13 protein-coding genes are annotated in these 15,267 nt (G+C 38.2%); 2 read left to right on the forward strand and 11 right to left on the reverse strand.

Features of this window, described 5'->3' with window-relative positions:
• Positions 1-47 precede the first annotated feature (47 nt).
• Positions 48-887: a TIGR03943 family putative permease subunit gene (locus IGJ19_RS10600; protein WP_115358084.1), complete on the reverse strand. Its 840-nt coding sequence runs from the start codon at positions 885-887 to the stop codon at positions 48-50.
• 10 nt (positions 888-897) lie between these two features.
• Complete coding sequence (locus tag IGJ19_RS10605) at positions 898-1,821, reverse strand: permease (protein ID WP_065096782.1); 924 nt, start codon at positions 1,819-1,821, stop codon at positions 898-900.
• 278 nt (positions 1,822-2,099) lie between these two features.
• Between IGJ19_RS10605 and IGJ19_RS10610 the strand changes: the two genes are divergently transcribed.
• Complete coding sequence (locus tag IGJ19_RS10610) at positions 2,100-2,450, forward strand: thioredoxin family protein (protein WP_074800252.1); 351 nt, start codon at positions 2,100-2,102, stop codon at positions 2,448-2,450.
• A 53-nt stretch (positions 2,451-2,503) separates the two neighbouring features.
• Here the strand turns inward: IGJ19_RS10610 and IGJ19_RS10615 are convergent, their stop codons facing one another.
• Both IGJ19_RS10615 and IGJ19_RS10620 read right to left on the reverse strand, forming a co-directional pair.
• Positions 2,504-4,747 (reverse strand): ATP-binding cassette domain-containing protein, encoded by a 2,244-nt coding sequence (locus IGJ19_RS10615; protein WP_430604569.1) that lies wholly within the window; start codon positions 4,745-4,747, stop codon positions 2,504-2,506.
• A gap of 249 nt (positions 4,748-4,996) precedes the next feature.
• Complete coding sequence (locus IGJ19_RS10620; protein WP_010734798.1) at positions 4,997-5,653, reverse strand: redox-sensing transcriptional repressor Rex; 657 nt, start codon at positions 5,651-5,653, stop codon at positions 4,997-4,999.
• 215 nt (positions 5,654-5,868) lie between these two features.
• Here IGJ19_RS10620 and IGJ19_RS10625 point away from each other — a divergent pair, with 215 nt between their 5' ends.
• The gene (locus IGJ19_RS10625; RefSeq protein ID WP_071867290.1) at positions 5,869-7,809 is read left to right on the forward strand and encodes an ABC-F family ATP-binding cassette domain-containing protein; all 1,941 of its coding nucleotides are present in this window, start codon (positions 5,869-5,871) and stop codon (positions 7,807-7,809) included.
• A gap of 72 nt (positions 7,810-7,881) precedes the next feature.
• On the opposite strand, the gene rhaM is transcribed toward IGJ19_RS10625, so the two are convergent.
• The 7 genes from rhaM to IGJ19_RS10660 all read right to left on the reverse strand — a co-directional run bounded on the left by rhaM (position 7,882) and on the right by IGJ19_RS10660 (position 15,042).
• Positions 7,882-8,205, reverse strand: a complete 324-nt coding sequence (gene rhaM / locus IGJ19_RS10630) for an L-rhamnose mutarotase (RefSeq protein ID WP_161642008.1) — start codon at positions 8,203-8,205, stop codon at positions 7,882-7,884.
• Between the two features lie 402 nt (positions 8,206-8,607).
• Positions 8,608-9,678, reverse strand: coding sequence for a hypothetical protein (locus IGJ19_RS10635; protein ID WP_430603940.1), 1,071 nt, complete (start codon positions 9,676-9,678; stop codon positions 8,608-8,610).
• 357 nt (positions 9,679-10,035) lie between these two features.
• A complete protein-coding gene (locus IGJ19_RS10640) occupies positions 10,036-11,166 on the reverse strand; it encodes an ABC transporter permease (RefSeq protein WP_260697696.1) in 1,131 nt (376 codons plus the stop codon).
• Complete coding sequence (locus tag IGJ19_RS10645; RefSeq protein WP_260697697.1) at positions 11,166-12,266, reverse strand: ABC transporter permease; 1,101 nt, start codon at positions 12,264-12,266, stop codon at positions 11,166-11,168. Before IGJ19_RS10645 ends, IGJ19_RS10640 begins: the two co-directional genes overlap by 1 nt.
• Positions 12,267-12,277: 11 nt before the next feature.
• Positions 12,278-13,213, reverse strand: coding sequence for an ABC transporter ATP-binding protein (locus tag IGJ19_RS10650; protein WP_086335010.1), 936 nt, complete (start codon positions 13,211-13,213; stop codon positions 12,278-12,280).
• A 65-nt stretch (positions 13,214-13,278) separates the two neighbouring features.
• Entirely contained in the window at positions 13,279-14,409 is a 1,131-nt protein-coding gene (locus tag IGJ19_RS10655) for a sensor histidine kinase (RefSeq protein WP_071867284.1), read from the reverse strand.
• Positions 14,410-15,042 (reverse strand): response regulator, encoded by a 633-nt coding sequence (locus tag IGJ19_RS10660; protein WP_430603943.1) that lies wholly within the window; start codon positions 15,040-15,042, stop codon positions 14,410-14,412.
• Positions 15,043-15,267: the final 225 nt, after the last annotated feature.

The raw sequence follows: 15,267 nt of genomic DNA on the forward strand, positions 1-15,267 counted from the left end.
CACTTTTTTGTTTATATTGTACATGACTACAACTTTGTTTCGTTCATTTAAAATGCACGATACACATATTGATTTTCAGGAGCAGTGATTTTTTCTACTTTCGTCACTACGACTGAAGGAATCTCTCGCTTGAAAGGTTGATAAAAATCGGTTTGGATCGTCCCTTCTACTTTGTACCAGTCATCATTTTTCACAGTCATTCCTTCTGGCAGATGCGTCAACAATCCAAAAACCCCGGAATCAGCAACACAGTGGATGATCCCAAATCGAAAGAGAAAGGTATCAGTAGCCTTGTCATTTTTCGACTGATAGATAAAGCCTTCATAAGAGACTTTCTTACCAATGAATTCGCTTGGATAGTTGTAGATCAATTCCATGATCTCTAAATAATTATCGTCTGTGATCGCAATCATTTGTTCATCTTCGTATTTATCTTTTAACTCATTCATTTGATCTTGATAGTCGGATTTATTGAAATAAATACTCGTATCTGGTTTCAAATATTGCGTTTGCACTTGTGGATCGCCGACAGATTCTTTGCTTAGTGGAAAGTTGAACCCTTTCGCTTCCACGATCGTTGTGTTTAAACTAACTGTCGGAAACAGTGTTCCTACAACGATCGGCAAGGCTAATAAGAGATAAGCAATCCATCGCTGATAGGGTTTTGATAATCCGTGATCATGAGAATCATGGGACTCATGGACTCCTTTTTTCCCATCTGCTTTTACCCAAAGATACAACTGAACTAAGGCTAGTAAGGCAGATAAAACCATGGATAATACTGCCAAATAACGATAATGGACATTGATGTATTGATCTAAACGCCCTGAAACTTGAAGATACATCATCATTTCAAAATAACCAGATAAAATCAAAAATCGCAGCATGATTCTCCTCCTAAATAAATAGTGTAAAGCCGATAACACTTAAGGCGATCAGCCCGATTAATGAAACGATGAAGCGTGTGTTGAAGTAACGTTTCATCATCAATAAGTTTTTGATATCCACCATTGGTCCAAACACTAAGAAAGCAACAACTGGTGCTGTTCCAAAAAGACTTAACAAAGAGGAACCAATAAACGCATCCGCTTCGGAACAAAGAGACATCGTGAATGCCAATACTAGCATGATCAAAATGGCTAATAGCTTTGTCGAACCTAACGTCAACATCACTCTCGTAGGTAAATAGGTTTGCATCCCTGCAGCAATCAAACCGCCAATGATCAAATAGCGGCCCGTATCGAAGAACTCATCAATCGAGTGAGTCAAGACATGGAGGATTCGATGTCCCCATTTCTGTGGTGCGATTGCTTCCACTTCCTCATGCTCATGTGTATGGGAGTTAGGCTCAACCATCGCTGAATCAAATGAAGACTTCAAGATTGTGCCTTTTTGGATATAGGCCAACCAGACACCTACGATCAGTGCGACAATAAAACTTCCTAACATACGCAGCCCCGCCATTTTCCAAGTATTGCCAAATGCAATAAAAGTTGAAAAGATCACGACTGGATTAATGATTGGCGCAGTGAGCATAAACGCAAATGCTGTGTGGACAGGAACCCCTTTTTTTACAAACTGATGAACGATTGGAACGATCCCACATTCACATGAAGGAAAGAAAAAACCTAGAATAGACCCAACAATAATCGATAAAAAGCGATTTTTAGGTAACCATCGTTTGACACGTTCGGGGGTCAAAAATACTTGTAAAGCACCTGAGATGATACATCCCAATAAAACAAACGGCAAGGCTTCGATAACGATTGATAAAAAAATCGTTCCCATCTGCAATACCGAATTTGGAATAAACGAAAACATATAATTTCTCCTTGTCATTTGAACTTCATTCGCCCATCAATATACGCTTTTCTTCAATAAAATACAAGAAAGCTTAAATTTTTTTCATAAGTTTAAGAAATCAAAAAAAGCTTTTTTATTGACATCTACGTCAGATGGATTTATTTTTAGCACAGCTAAGATGAAGATTCAGGTAAAAATAAGAGAGTCATTTGCCTATTTTCTATCTGTATACGACTGAATACTTTTTCACCATCGAATCAGCGATGTGCTAAAAGCAACCTTAAGGAGTTATCACCATGAAAGAAACCCATGATTTAACTGAAGTCTTAAAAACTATCCAAGAAGAACCGACTGTCGTGCTTGCGATTTCTACACCCGATTGTAGTGTTTGTCATGCAGTAGTGCCAAAATTGGAACAATTATTGACTCATTATACTTTCCCAGCGTATCATTTAGATGCCTTCGAGATGCCGGAAGTAGCTGGCACATTCCAAGCATTTACTGCACCAGTGATCTTGCTCTTCCATTTGGGGAAAGAAGTCGAGCGACAAGCCCGCTTTATTCAATTTGAACAACTGACAAAGCGTTTAGATCAATTAAATGAATCAACTGATCAAATCAGCTACGATACTTTATTTGATCACTAGAAAAAAGAGCGACAAGTCATTTTCTACAAACAATGACTTGTCGCTCTTTTTATTTAAACATCCATTAAATAACGAGCTGTGATCGACTGTTCACAAGTACCGATTTTTTCTGGTGTTCCTTCATAAAGGATCTCGCCACCACGAATTCCCCCATCGATCCCTACATCGATCAACCAATCTGCTGCCTTCATGATTTCCAGATTATGTTCAATGACGATGACCGTGTTTCCTTTATTGACCAACCGTTCGATGATTTCTAAGATACTCTTGATATCTGCCATGTGTAAACCGGTTGTTGGTTCGTCCATAATGTAGATATTGCCTTTTTTGCTTAATTCCTTTGCTAGTTTCAACCGTTGACATTCTCCTCCTGACAATGTATTTAACGGTTGTCCCAACGTCATATATCCTAGCCCTACTTCTAAAATTTGTTTCAGTTTTCGTTGAATCGATTTTTCTTCAAAAAATGCCACCGCTTCAGTCACACTCATCGCTAGTACTTCATCGATCGATTTCTCTTTTAATTTGTATTGATAAACTTCTTCTTTGAATCGTTTACCGCCACAGGCTTGGCAAAGGACCTCTACAGCATCCATAAAAGATAATTCCATTTTGATATGACCATGTCCTTTACAAGTTTCACATGCCCCTTCTGAATTATAAGAGAACAGTCCGGCAGAAACATTATTTTCCAACGAGAAGACCTTGCGGATATCGTTCATGATCCCTGAATAAGTCGCTGGGTTGGAACGAATATTCCCTGCAACAGCTGACTGATCGATATTGATTGCTTCCGGGTACTCTTTCGCAAACACGCCGTTCACTAAACTGCTCTTTCCTGAACCAGCTACTCCAGTCACTACTGTAAAAATACCTAATGGTACTCTGAGAGAAGTATTTTTAAGATTATGCAATGTCGATTTTGAGGTTTCAATAAACTTGTCTGTTTTTCTTGGCTCCTGTTTGAAACCTATCATTTGTCCAAAAGCTTTCCCAGTTAAAGTATCAGAAGCCAGTAATCCTTCATAACTACCTTCATAGGTGATATACCCACCATTTTTACCAGCTTTTGGTCCTACATCAATGATATGATCTGCTACTTTGATGACATCGGGATCATGTTCTACGACAATTACCGTGTTTCCTTTATCACGCAATTTGACTAGTAATTCATTTAAGCGATGAACATCTCGTGGATGCAACCCAATACTAGGCTCATCGAAGATATAAATGACGTCATTTAAACTAGAAGATAAGTGCTTGACCATTTTCACTCGTTGGCTTTCTCCTCCAGATAAAGTCGCTGTCTCACGATCTAAAGAAACGTAATCTAACCCAATATTGATCAGATCTTGTAGTCGTGATTGGAGATTTTTCAACACTGGTTGGATCATTTCATCTGTGATCCTCGGTAAGATTTCTAATAGTTCATCCAGTTGCATCGCTAAGAAATCTGCGATTGAATATCCGTTGATCTTGCAGCCCAAAACCTTTTGATTGAATCGTTTCCCCTGACATTCTGGACATCTTTGTTCATCCATGAACGCTGCAATTTTTTTCTGGGTCGCGGCAGAGCTCTCATTGCCCCCTTTGATATTGGAACGATTGAAACGTGCCACTAATCCCTCATAGGTCGAACTCATCCCTTCCATATACAACGAATCGATTTTTTCTCCAGAAGCATACAAGAACTTTTCTATTTCCTCTGTTGAATAGTCTTTTAATGGCTTATTATTGTCAAAAAAACCTGTGTTCGTGAACGACTTCAATAACCAAGATCCTACTTTATAGCCTGGAAGTAAAATCGCTCCTTCATTCAAGGATTTTTCTAAATCTAACGCTTTGTCTAGATTCAATCCAACGATCCGACCAATCCCTTCACACGCTGGACACATGCCGTGAGGATCATTGAATGAGAAATTCCAAGCGGGACCTAAGTGTGGTGTACCAATACGAGAAAAAAGCAAGCGGATCAGTGGATTGATATCTGTGATCGTTCCTAATGTAGAACGAGAATTCCCACCTAAACGGCTTTGATCTACGACGACTGCCATAGATAAATTGTCGATGGCGTCTGCTTCTGGCTGACTATACTTAGGTAAGAAATTCTGCACAAATTTAGAGAAGTTTTCATTGAGCTGTCTGCCTGCTTCTTGGGCAATCGTATCAAAAACGATGGAAGATTTACCCGAACCGGAGACACCTGTAAAAATCGTGATCTTTCTTTTTGGGATTTGTAAATCAAACCCTTTTAGATTGTTCTGTCTGGCATTATGTATCCTGATATATTCCTGCATTGCTGATCCTCCCGTATTCCCTGGATTTTTTTGTGAAGCATTATTATAACACAGAAACAATGTGTCACTATAATACATTTCGAAGATTTCAGTCATTGTCCTATCAGCCTTCTAATTGAATAGACATCAATAAAAGAAACATTTCTTATCTTTATCCATATCTAAAAAAGATCATAAAAAAACAAACTATTTTTCTAGTGAACAGAAAAATAGTTTGTCATTGATCGTTTAACTCTTCTTTATTCCCGGTTATTCGTTGTCGTCATGCTCGTGCAAGGACGCATCGGAATGCAAGAAGTAGATCAACGTTTGTAACTCGTTCGTCAAATCGACATTTTGGATCAATACTTCGGATGGTGCATTTAGTCGAGCAGATGTAAAGTTCAATATCCCTTTAACACCGGCTTCTGTCAAACGATTCACGACTTCTTGTGCTTTTTCAGCAGGAATCGTTAAGATCGCTACTTCGATTTGTTGGATCTTGATTTGTTCGATCATGTCATCCATCGGATAAACTGGGATACCATCAACGATCCGACCAACGATTTCTGGGTTCACATCAAAAGCACAGCTGACACGGATACTATTACTTTGATGGAATTTATATTTCAATAAAGCACTTCCTAGATTACCGACCCCGATCAATGCGACGTTCGTCAATTGATCATCATTCAAGGTTTTTGCAAAGAAATGCATCAAGTCCTCTACATCATAACCGTACCCACGTTTTCCTAGTTCGCCGAAATAGGAAAAGTCACGACGGATCGTTGCACTATCTACTTGAACTGCTTCACTTAGTTCAGTTGATGAAACTTTTTTCTTACCTGCGTTATTCAAGATTCTTAAATAACGATAATATAAAGGCAGGCGTTTTGCGGTTGCCTTTGGAATTACATGGTCTTTCACTTCATTACCTCCACTGTATTTCTTCTCGATTTATACATCATATCAGTACTTACACAAAAAAATCAATTTCGTTGCTTGTATATTGTGAATTTTTATTCTTATTCTCATTTTCCTAGCTTCTCAGAACCTCGCAGTAACTATGAATTTGTGGTAGACTACAAGAGAAAAAGACCATGAAATTCTAGGATAATTCACAAAGTAGAAAAGAGGATTCGATGATACTATTACAAGCCAATCAAATCGCTCGCCATTTTGGCGCTGAGATTTTATTTGAAAATATCCACTTAGAGATCCAAACGGGTGCACGTATCGCTTTAGTCGGACGTAACGGCGCCGGTAAATCGACATTATTAAAAATCATTGCTGGCATTGAAGCGCCCGATGTAGGTAATATCGCAAAAAACAAAACAGCTACCCTTGGTTATCTGGCCCAAGATACAGGATTAGATTCAACTGAAACAGTCTGGAATGAGATGCTAAAAGCATTTGAAGACGTACGATTGATGGAACAGCGAATGCGTGACCTTGAAGTATTTATTAGTGAAGGCACCCCTGACACGCCGGCTTATCAATCCTTCTTGAAAGAATATGATAAATTACAGCATGATTTTTCTGATAAGAACGGCTATAGTTATGAAAATGAGATTCGCTCTGTATTACATGGATTCAAATTTGATCCGTCGTTTTACGAGCAAAGAATCGATACGTTATCTGGTGGTCAAAAAACAAGATTAGCTTTAGCGAGAATGCTTTTACAACATCCAGATATCTTGATCTTGGATGAGCCAACTAACCACTTGGACATCGAAACACTTGCTTGGTTGGAAAACTATTTGCAAAGTTATACTGGTGCCCTTCTGATCGTCTCTCATGACCGGTATTTCTTGGACAAAGTGGCGACTGAAGTATATGAACTAAGTCGGAAAAAGATGCGTCACTACAAAGGAAATTATTCCAAATATTTAGATATGAAAGCTGAACAATTAGCTTCTGATTGGAAAGCTTATGAAAAGCAACAAACAGAAATCAATAAACTCGAAGATTTTGTTGCCAGAAATCTTGTCCGTGCCTCAACGACAAAACGTGCCCAAAGCCGTCGAAAGGCATTAGAAAAGATGGAACGATTAGACCGTCCACAAGGAGATGAGAAACAAGCACATTTTCTCTTCAACGTGGCGAAACCTTCGGGAAATGTTGTCTTACAAGTAGAAGATGCCGCTATTGGCTATGATGGCACCGTCTTATCTGAACCAATCAATTTGGATATCCGTCGTCAAGAAGCAATCGCATTAGTGGGACCAAATGGAATCGGCAAATCCACTTTACTGAAATCGATCATCCAACAGCTGCCTTTCATACGTGGAAAAGAAACACTTGGTACGAATGTCAGCATTGGTTATTACGACCAAGGACAAGCGGAACTTCACACCAATAAAACGATTCTTGCTGAATTGTGGGATGAGCATCCAACTGTTCCGGAAAAAGATATTCGTTCGATTTTAGGCGCTTTTTTATTTTCTGGCGAAGATGTCGAAAAAACGATCCCCTTATTAAGTGGTGGAGAAAAAGCGCGTGTCGCATTAGCAAAATTAGCAATGAACCAAGAGAACTTTTTGATTTTAGATGAGCCGACCAACCACTTAGATATCGATAATAAAGAAGTATTGGAAAATGCGTTGATCGACTATGAAGGAACATTGCTCTTTGTCTCCCATGACCGCTACTTCATCAATCGTATTGCCACTAAAGTTATTGAACTCTCAGAAAATGGAAGCAAAGTCTACCTGGGTGACTATGATTATTATTTAGAAAAGAAAAAAGAAGAAGAAGAAATTGCGGAACTGTTAGCAGCTGAACAACCTGAGGTCAGCACGCCTTCAACAAACAAATCCACTTACTTCCAAAGCAAAGAGCAACAAAAGATGATGCGGAGCTTGCAACGTAAAATCACGCAAATCGAAGAAGATATGGCTCAACTAGAAGAAACAGTGGATGAACTCGAACAACAGATGGTTTCTCCTGCTGTATTAGATGACCATGTCAAATTGAATGAATTGAATCAAGCTCTTGATGAAGCACATCAGCTACAAGAAGAAAAGTTGGCTGAATGGGAAAACTTAAGTCTTGAGTTAGAAGAAATCGAAAATAATCAATAGACTCGCTCCTGTCATCCTCTCAAACAAAAACGCTGAAAGCTGACTTTATGTCCTGCTTTCAGCGTTTTTACTTTAGACTTGTTGATATAAATCGAAAACATGTTTCAATTCGACAGTTACTGGAGAATGGTCTGGATTCGTTTCCATCAGATCTTCCATGAACACCCACCACTTTTGATTGATTTCTGTTTCCGGTACATGGCGCCATTTTTCTTCCTCTTCAATCTCTAAATACCCAAAGAGAGTATTTGTTTCTGGATCAAGAAAAATCGAATAAGAGAGCGCACCATGTTCAGCCAACATTTCACGCATCTCCGGCCACAATTCATTGTGTCTTTTGAGGTACTCTGCTTCGTATCCTGGGTACAACTTCATTTTTACTGCTTTTTTGATCATCTTTATTCCCCTTTCATTGATTGTTCGATCTGCTCGACGCTAGCAATTATTTTTTGGTTCTTACTTGCTTCTTTATTTTCCAATTTAAAGCAAGCGTTTACAATAGCAAAAAATAAGGATAACGGTGGCAGATTCACAGGAATTCATCATAGGACAAAAAAGCGACCGCGGTGGGTGGCCGCGGTCTAGGAGTTTATTTTTACTTGAGGAGTAAAAAATGAAAAAGTATAGGGTTGTTGGTTGGTATGTATATAGAATAGAAGAAAAGTTTGAAGAATTTTCACTATAATATTTGTCTTTTGTTAGGATAATTCATTAAGAAAAAGTAAAACGCCATGTACTTTAGTTACTTACTAATAAAATAATCATTCCATAGGATAAACTTTACACCTTGTTTTCCCCTTATCTAAGGTAGTTAAAGTAATCGGTTCGTCTACTTCTTACTTTCTTGCTTGCTTTTGCTTGTTGCTTTAAGAAACTTATTTTTTTTCGATTTCTAAAATTAAGTTTTCTTAGTTGGTTCCGTATAAAGACGAATCTTCTTCTACTATTCATTGATTTTTGTTTCTTTTGATAAATGGTTACTTTCCTATTCGCGATGATAATAGCCTTCTTATTTTTTTGTCTGGCGCTATTCTTGCTAGCATCTAGCACTGATGATAACTGATTTTTTTGACTATGATTATCTTTTGAGGAGACTATTCCTAATTCTTGGGGCTCTTTAGTTTTTTCTATGATGGTCATTTTTCTATTTTTAACCATGACCGTTTCAAATACACCTACTCGTCGAGCAATATGCTCTTGTTCCAAACGATCTTTTTTTTCTGAAACGCTCTCTGATGAAAGGTTACTCGACGAAGCTTCTTGAGCATTCATTGGTGGAGTAATGGCTACTTTTTTGTCAATGTCTGTCAAATATGCTTGAATCATTGGATCAAGCATAAAAAAGTTTGGTTTCGCTCGCGCACTCACTTCCTCTCTTGTTTCGTCATTTAACAATCGATTATAGTCTGGATTTTTTAAGCAGAAGTCGAGGATTCCTCTTCTTATAACAATAGTTTCTTCTAATGATTGAACTAAATTTGTAAGCACACTAGCATCAACATTTGCATCTACTGTTCGATTTTTCTGTTGCTGAAATTGCTCAAGTTTTTCTTTATCGATACCTAGCCATAAATGTATATAATCTGATAAATAGAAATTTTTCTCGTAATACTTAGTTATTTGAGTAGTCAATTCATTTTGTCCATTATTTTTACAGTTGATTGCAATTTTTTCTGCTTGTTGGAGACGGATGATTGCAGCTTCCTTACTTGACCAATCTCCTTCTGGTATCTGACGTTTTAGGATTTTGTCTATTTCTTCTTTGACCGTTTTTTCAAATTCATTAAAAGAAGTTTGTTGATTTTCACTAAGCAAAGTTGATTCCTGCGTTTGACTAAAGATATTTCTAATCCGTTGGCTGATTCCCATATTATCCCTCCTTGTTTCTGTTGATAAAATGAGTATACAGTTTGTAAATCGATTCGTTCGCCTTTCTTTTCTTGTAAATTCAAAAAAAAGACTTGACTGTTCTATTGAATTCAGTCAATTCATTTTAGATTTAGAAAAACATGTGTCCGAGTCATTAGTCCTCTCGTACCATCTAAAACTGAATAAATGAGGGAAATAAAAATAATCACTTCGAAAAATAAGGCGCCATCCACAAAAATTTAAAAAACAAATATCGCAGATGGCGCCTTATTTCTCGAGGCTAGGCACTGCTGTCCCGATCGCTTACTTTTCTTCTAATTTGGCGTATCCACCTTGAATTGCCTCACGCTTTTTTGATCAGCTATATACTTCTTGCCTTGTTCGCCTCGTATATCCATATACCGCCAAACTTAGAAAGAATAGAGTATAAATGACTAAGATGATCACTTCGCTATAATTACTTCCCCATGTTTGTCCGGATTGAAAGTTTTTGATAATCGTCAAGATCCAATATTGGGGAGTGACCATCGACACTTTCTGCATCAATTCTGGCATCACCTCATGTGGAATCAAAGCACCAGATAGTAAACTTGTGACGGTAATCAAGATACTTTGCAAAGCCGCTGCTACAGTTGTACTTGGGGCAAGAACACCAATCGCAATCGACCAACTTACGGCAAGTAAACTAAATAGACTTAGTAGTACAATCAAATCAACAGCGCTTAAACCAGGATCAATGTTAAATAGGACGATCATGACAACAACTGCTAACATTACTTGGATCAGCATAGCGAATGTCGCAAAGATCGTTGTCCCGATAAAATACGTGCTTTTAGCTACCGAAGTCGTCATCAAACGTGTATAAATTTTATTGCGTCGTTCTTGCTGGATAGTCGTTGTCCCAAAATTGCCTGCTTGGAAAAGAAGCATCATCAACAAAAAGCCAACGATTTGCACCGACATTCGTTCGGTCATTGTGCTTTGATCTACTTGATTGATCTCGATTTCTGTCGATTCTTTCAAGCGTTCAAGTGATTCGTCCTCCTCTCCAGCTTCTGCTAACAGATGGATACTAGAAACTTCTGCTAATGCACGTTGGGTCAAGCGGTCGATATTCTCCAACAGTTCTCCTTTTTGGAATGTCCGGAGAGAGAGTTTCGTATTCTCAGAAACGTTTTCTTGATAACCTTTAGGGATGGTGATGACTGCCACCGCATTTTGTCGGGAAAGAACTTGATCAATTTCTTCAGTTGAACCAATTTCCTGAACACTAACTCGTTTTTCCAAACTTTCAATAAGCAATTCACTATAGGATGAGCGATCTTGATCGACTACCCCTATCGTCAGTAGATTCGTTTCTTGATCGCCATAAGCAAAAAGATAAAGGACGACACTCAAGAAAGGAATTCCTATAAGAAACAAGATTTGCAATGGTCGATTTTTCCAAAGAACCAACCTTTCTCTAATGATCCAAAAGATATCTCTCATTAGAATACCTCCCTTTTATCTAAAATGACGACTGATGACATGAGTAAAACAAACAATAACCCAAAATTCCCATAGATACCTAACCAGTGCAAGGGATTGTCGGTCCACAAACTTTCTCTTACAGATGCTAAAACCCAACCTAATGGTGATAATCTCATCATCGTTTCATTGGTTGGAAAGTAGGCACCACCTAAAAATCCAGTGAGTTGAATAACTATCTGGGTAATGCCAGAACCAATTCTTTTTTCATCACGGTCTCCAATGGTTTCTAAAAATAAACCGAGTGCGAGAAAACTGCCCATAAGTGCGATTAAGTTGAGATAAGAAAAACCAAATCTTAAATACCATGGAACATCAAATAATAATTGAGAGATGAGCATCAAGACCAACACTACCAACATGCCAAATATGAAATGTCCAAAAAATGTCGAAAAAATGATCGTTTTACGGCTAAGTGGTGTGACTAATTCTCTTTGCACGGTTCCATGCTGTCGTGCTTCTCGAAACATGCTCAGACCAATTTCCGAAAAATATAAAACAAATAGACTAATCATAGCAATCGCATAGTATTGGTAGGAAGATGCGCTTTCTCGTTGATTTTCTTGATCGACCACAATCGCCTCTGTAAACTGCTCTGCTGAAACTAGGCCAGTGGTTGCCGGCAAGTGCTGTTCCTTAATGAAACTTTGTCGTTTGATTTCCTGTACGATTTCTACTAGATAGCTTTGAAGGATTGTTTTTTCTACATTGGTCAATTCCCGACTCTGCACTTCGATGTGATCGGAAAAATGTAAGTAAGCATCAGCTTCTTGTTTTCTTATATTCGCTAATCCTTCCTTTTCATTTGTCACTTCTTCAAAATGAATAGCACCTTCTGCAAAAGAAGTCACTTGTTGGAATATCTCACGAACTTCTTGATCGTCTACCTGATATTGTACCGTCAATGGCTCCATATCAGAGGTAATGTCATTATTGAATACACCTTGGAGGACTGCCCCTAGAATAAACATCAACGTGATCGGAAAAGCGAGATAATAAATGTAATTCGATTTCTCACGAAAATTTTGTATCAGGGTCCGGATAATTATTTTTTCATTCATACTCACTCCTCCTAATCACGTAGATTACGTCCAGTCAAACTAAGAAAAACTGTTTCTAAATCTGGAGCTTGTTGCAGTACATCGACTACTCTAACTTCTTGCTTGATCAGTATCATTAATAGTTGATTCAATAATTTGCTTTCAAGCACCGTCACGATCTGTACTTGCTGTTTGTCGAGTGAAACATTGATGATCCCATTAATATTATTGATTTCTTCTATATCCAGTGCCTCTGGATTCTCCACAGTGATTTGCAGATTGATTTTATCCGTGACGAGATTCACTAATTCTTCCTCACTACCGATAGCAATCACTTGACCTTTATCGATAATGACGATCTCATCTGCCAAACGTGCGACTTCTTCCATATAGTGACTCGTGTAGATGATCGTCGTACCGTTTTCTTTCATTTTTTCAATGGCATCTAAAATATAATTTCTAGATTGTGGATCGATCCCCACTGTCGGTTCATCCATGATCAGTAAAGCAGGTTGATGGGCAATCGCCATTGCAATATTCAATCGTCGTTGCATTCCTCCAGAAAAAGCACTCGGTCGCTCTTTTCTTCGTTCATACAAATCAACCGTTCTCAATGCCTTTTCTACATTCTTTTTTAGTTCTTCCCCTCTGAGTCCATATAGACCACAAAAAAAGCGGACATTTTCTTCAGCAGACAAATCATAATAAATCGCTAACTCTTGTGGAACAACGCCTAATTTTCGCCTAAGTTCTCTTTTTCGCTCGCTCATCTCTTCTGAAAACAACTGAACCGTTCCAGATGTCTTATTCAATAAACCAGTAATCATATTGATAACGGTTGACTTTCCTGCGCCATTTGGACCTAGTAACCCTAAAATCGTTCCTTCTGGTACTTCAAATGACACACCATCCACAGCAATTTTCTGTCCAAATTTTTTTGTCAATTTTTGCACACTGAGTATCTTCATCCAATCACTCCTTTTCTTTATTTTATAAAAAAAAGAGAAACTGTAATAGTACAGTTTCTCATGATTTACGAATTAGAAATCTCATGTTCTTCATCAAAAGGTAATATCGTGGTGATGTGAAAACCATCCGTTCCATCAATCAACAATTTGCCGTTCAATACGGCTGTTCGTTCTTCCATTCCTACGATCCCCAGACCTTTACGATAGTCTATTGCCCTTTTTCCATTGTTCTTCGATTCAAATCGTAAAAATTTTTGATACACATGCAAACGCACCGTGACCGTTGAAGCTTCACTATATTTCAACGTATTCGTCAAAAACTCTTTCAAATTCGCCGCTAATACCTGCCAATGAAAACGACTGATTTTATCTAAGGTACCGCTATATTGGAAATCCACGATAATCTGGTGAGTCTCGGAGAAACGTTGGAGTTCTGCCTTTACTTTATTGATGTTCAAGGTTTCATTCTTTGGTCGCTCGTCATGTAACACGTTGCGCACTTCGTTGATCGACTTTCTTAAGCGATCAGCAGATTGACTCAATAATTGATGCGCTTGTTCCGGTTGTTCTCGATTGATGACCTTTGCCGCCTCTATTTGGATCAAGCAACTCGTTAAGTCGTGCCCAAGATGGTCATGGATTTCATGAATGATCCGTTGTCTTTCTACTAACGTTGCTTCTTTTTGCATCGCTTCAGCATTCAAAGTGCTTTGTGCAAAGAGTTTTGATAACTTGTTTCGTTCAATCCGTAAAAAATCGGAAGAAGTAGTTAACTCTTCTTGTTGTTTCATCATTTTTTCCGCAGACCAAACGATACTGATCATCCCACTTACCCACAGTACAAAGAGAAAATAAAGTGAGTCAGAGAGAAAAAAGCTGCCAACGCTATAATTGATCAAGGCTACAAATAAAAGTAACCATGACTTTTGGAAGCAAAAATAACCTTGTAGCAAGGAAAGTGGCAATAGAAAAATCGCTTGTTCGACAAAAATCAAACTCAATAGAACACTGATCAATTGCAAAGCAACAAACCAAGGCCGATGTTTCTGAAAACTTTCGCCTAAGAAAAAAAATGTCAACCATACCATACTTAAACTAATGACAAACATCAAAAGGGTAGAGGTTGTTTGATAGATCATCAACCCGATCAAACCAATGATCGATAGCAAGTTGATCGATAATTTGATTGCTTGCATCTACGTCATAACCTCACCTGTGAGAACATAGATCGCTAATTGCGTACGATGATCCAAGTTCAGTTTTTTTAAAATCATTGAAAGATTGTTATGGACAGTTCCTTCACTTAAAAATAGTGTTTGCGCAATCACTTTATTTGTCATTCCTTTTGCGACGAGGTAGGCTATTTCTTGCTCTCGCTCCGTCAGTAAGGAGAGATCTGCTTCTTGATCATTCTTGTTACCTAATTGTTGCGTTGCCTTCACGAGGATTTCTTTCGAAAGGATCGTTTGTCCCTGTAACACACTCTTGATTGCTTGGATCACCGCCTCAGGAGGAGTTGTTTTCAGCAAGTAACCACTTGCACCGTTGCGTATTCCTTCCTCTATGTAACGATCTTCATCAAACGTAGTTAAAATGATGACAGGTATCTGATATTCTTCCGTAATCTGTTTCGTAGCGGTGACGCCATCCATTCCCGGCATTCGGACATCCATCAATACAAGATCTACTTGATTTTTTTCGCAAAAATCAATGGCTGTGCGCCCATCATGACAAATACCCACTACTTGAAAATCGTTTGTACTTTCTAAAATGATTTTTAAGCCGCTTGTGATCAGTGCACTATCATCTACTAATAAAATATTTGTCATAGTGATTCTCCATTTTTTTATTTTGAGCAAGTAGGAGTAACAAGCGATCAAATCAAAAAGTGTTGGCTTCTACTTACAAAGTAGTCGTCGCATGTGTTATCTTTTTTGATAAATTCATTTCTTTTGCCTCTCGTACTTGATCTTTCCTTATAGTATACTCGAAAGAATCAGCAAATAGAAGTTTGAGCCCGTAGGCGACAGATAGATTCCTATGGTATGACTACT

It is taken from the genome of Enterococcus sp. DIV1368b (assembly GCF_050529595.1).
Lineage (GTDB): Bacteria > Bacillota > Bacilli > Lactobacillales > Enterococcaceae > Enterococcus_B > Enterococcus_B mundtii.

What these genes read in the sequence shown, in the direction of transcription:
- IGJ19_RS10610 (WP_074800252.1), top strand. Translation starts at nt 2,100, where the DNA reads ATGAAAGAAACCCATGATTTAACTGAAGTCTTAAAAACTATCCAAGAA.
- IGJ19_RS10605 (WP_065096782.1), bottom strand. Translation starts at nt 1,821, where the DNA reads ATGTTTTCGTTTATTCCAAATTCGGTATTGCAGATGGGAACGATTTTT.
- IGJ19_RS10615 (WP_430604569.1), bottom strand. Translation starts at nt 4,747, where the DNA reads ATGCAGGAATATATCAGGATACATAATGCCAGACAGAACAATCTAAAA.
- rhaM (WP_161642008.1), bottom strand. Translation starts at nt 8,205, where the DNA reads ATGATCAAAAAAGCAGTAAAAATGAAGTTGTACCCAGGATACGAAGCA.
- IGJ19_RS10600 (WP_115358084.1), bottom strand. Translation starts at nt 887, where the DNA reads ATGCTGCGATTTTTGATTTTATCTGGTTATTTTGAAATGATGATGTAT.
- IGJ19_RS10635 (WP_430603940.1), bottom strand. Translation starts at nt 9,678, where the DNA reads ATGGGAATCAGCCAACGGATTAGAAATATCTTTAGTCAAACGCAGGAA.
- IGJ19_RS10655 (WP_071867284.1), bottom strand. Translation starts at nt 14,409, where the DNA reads ATGCAAGCAATCAAATTATCGATCAACTTGCTATCGATCATTGGTTTG.
- IGJ19_RS10645 (WP_260697697.1), bottom strand. Translation starts at nt 12,266, where the DNA reads ATGAATGAAAAAATAATTATCCGGACCCTGATACAAAATTTTCGTGAG.
- IGJ19_RS10660 (WP_430603943.1), bottom strand. Translation starts at nt 15,042, where the DNA reads ATGACAAATATTTTATTAGTAGATGATAGTGCACTGATCACAAGCGGC.
- IGJ19_RS10650 (WP_086335010.1), bottom strand. Translation starts at nt 13,213, where the DNA reads ATGAAGATACTCAGTGTGCAAAAATTGACAAAAAAATTTGGACAGAAA.
- IGJ19_RS10625 (WP_071867290.1), top strand. Translation starts at nt 5,869, where the DNA reads ATGATACTATTACAAGCCAATCAAATCGCTCGCCATTTTGGCGCTGAG.
- IGJ19_RS10640 (WP_260697696.1), bottom strand. Translation starts at nt 11,166, where the DNA reads ATGAGAGATATCTTTTGGATCATTAGAGAAAGGTTGGTTCTTTGGAAA.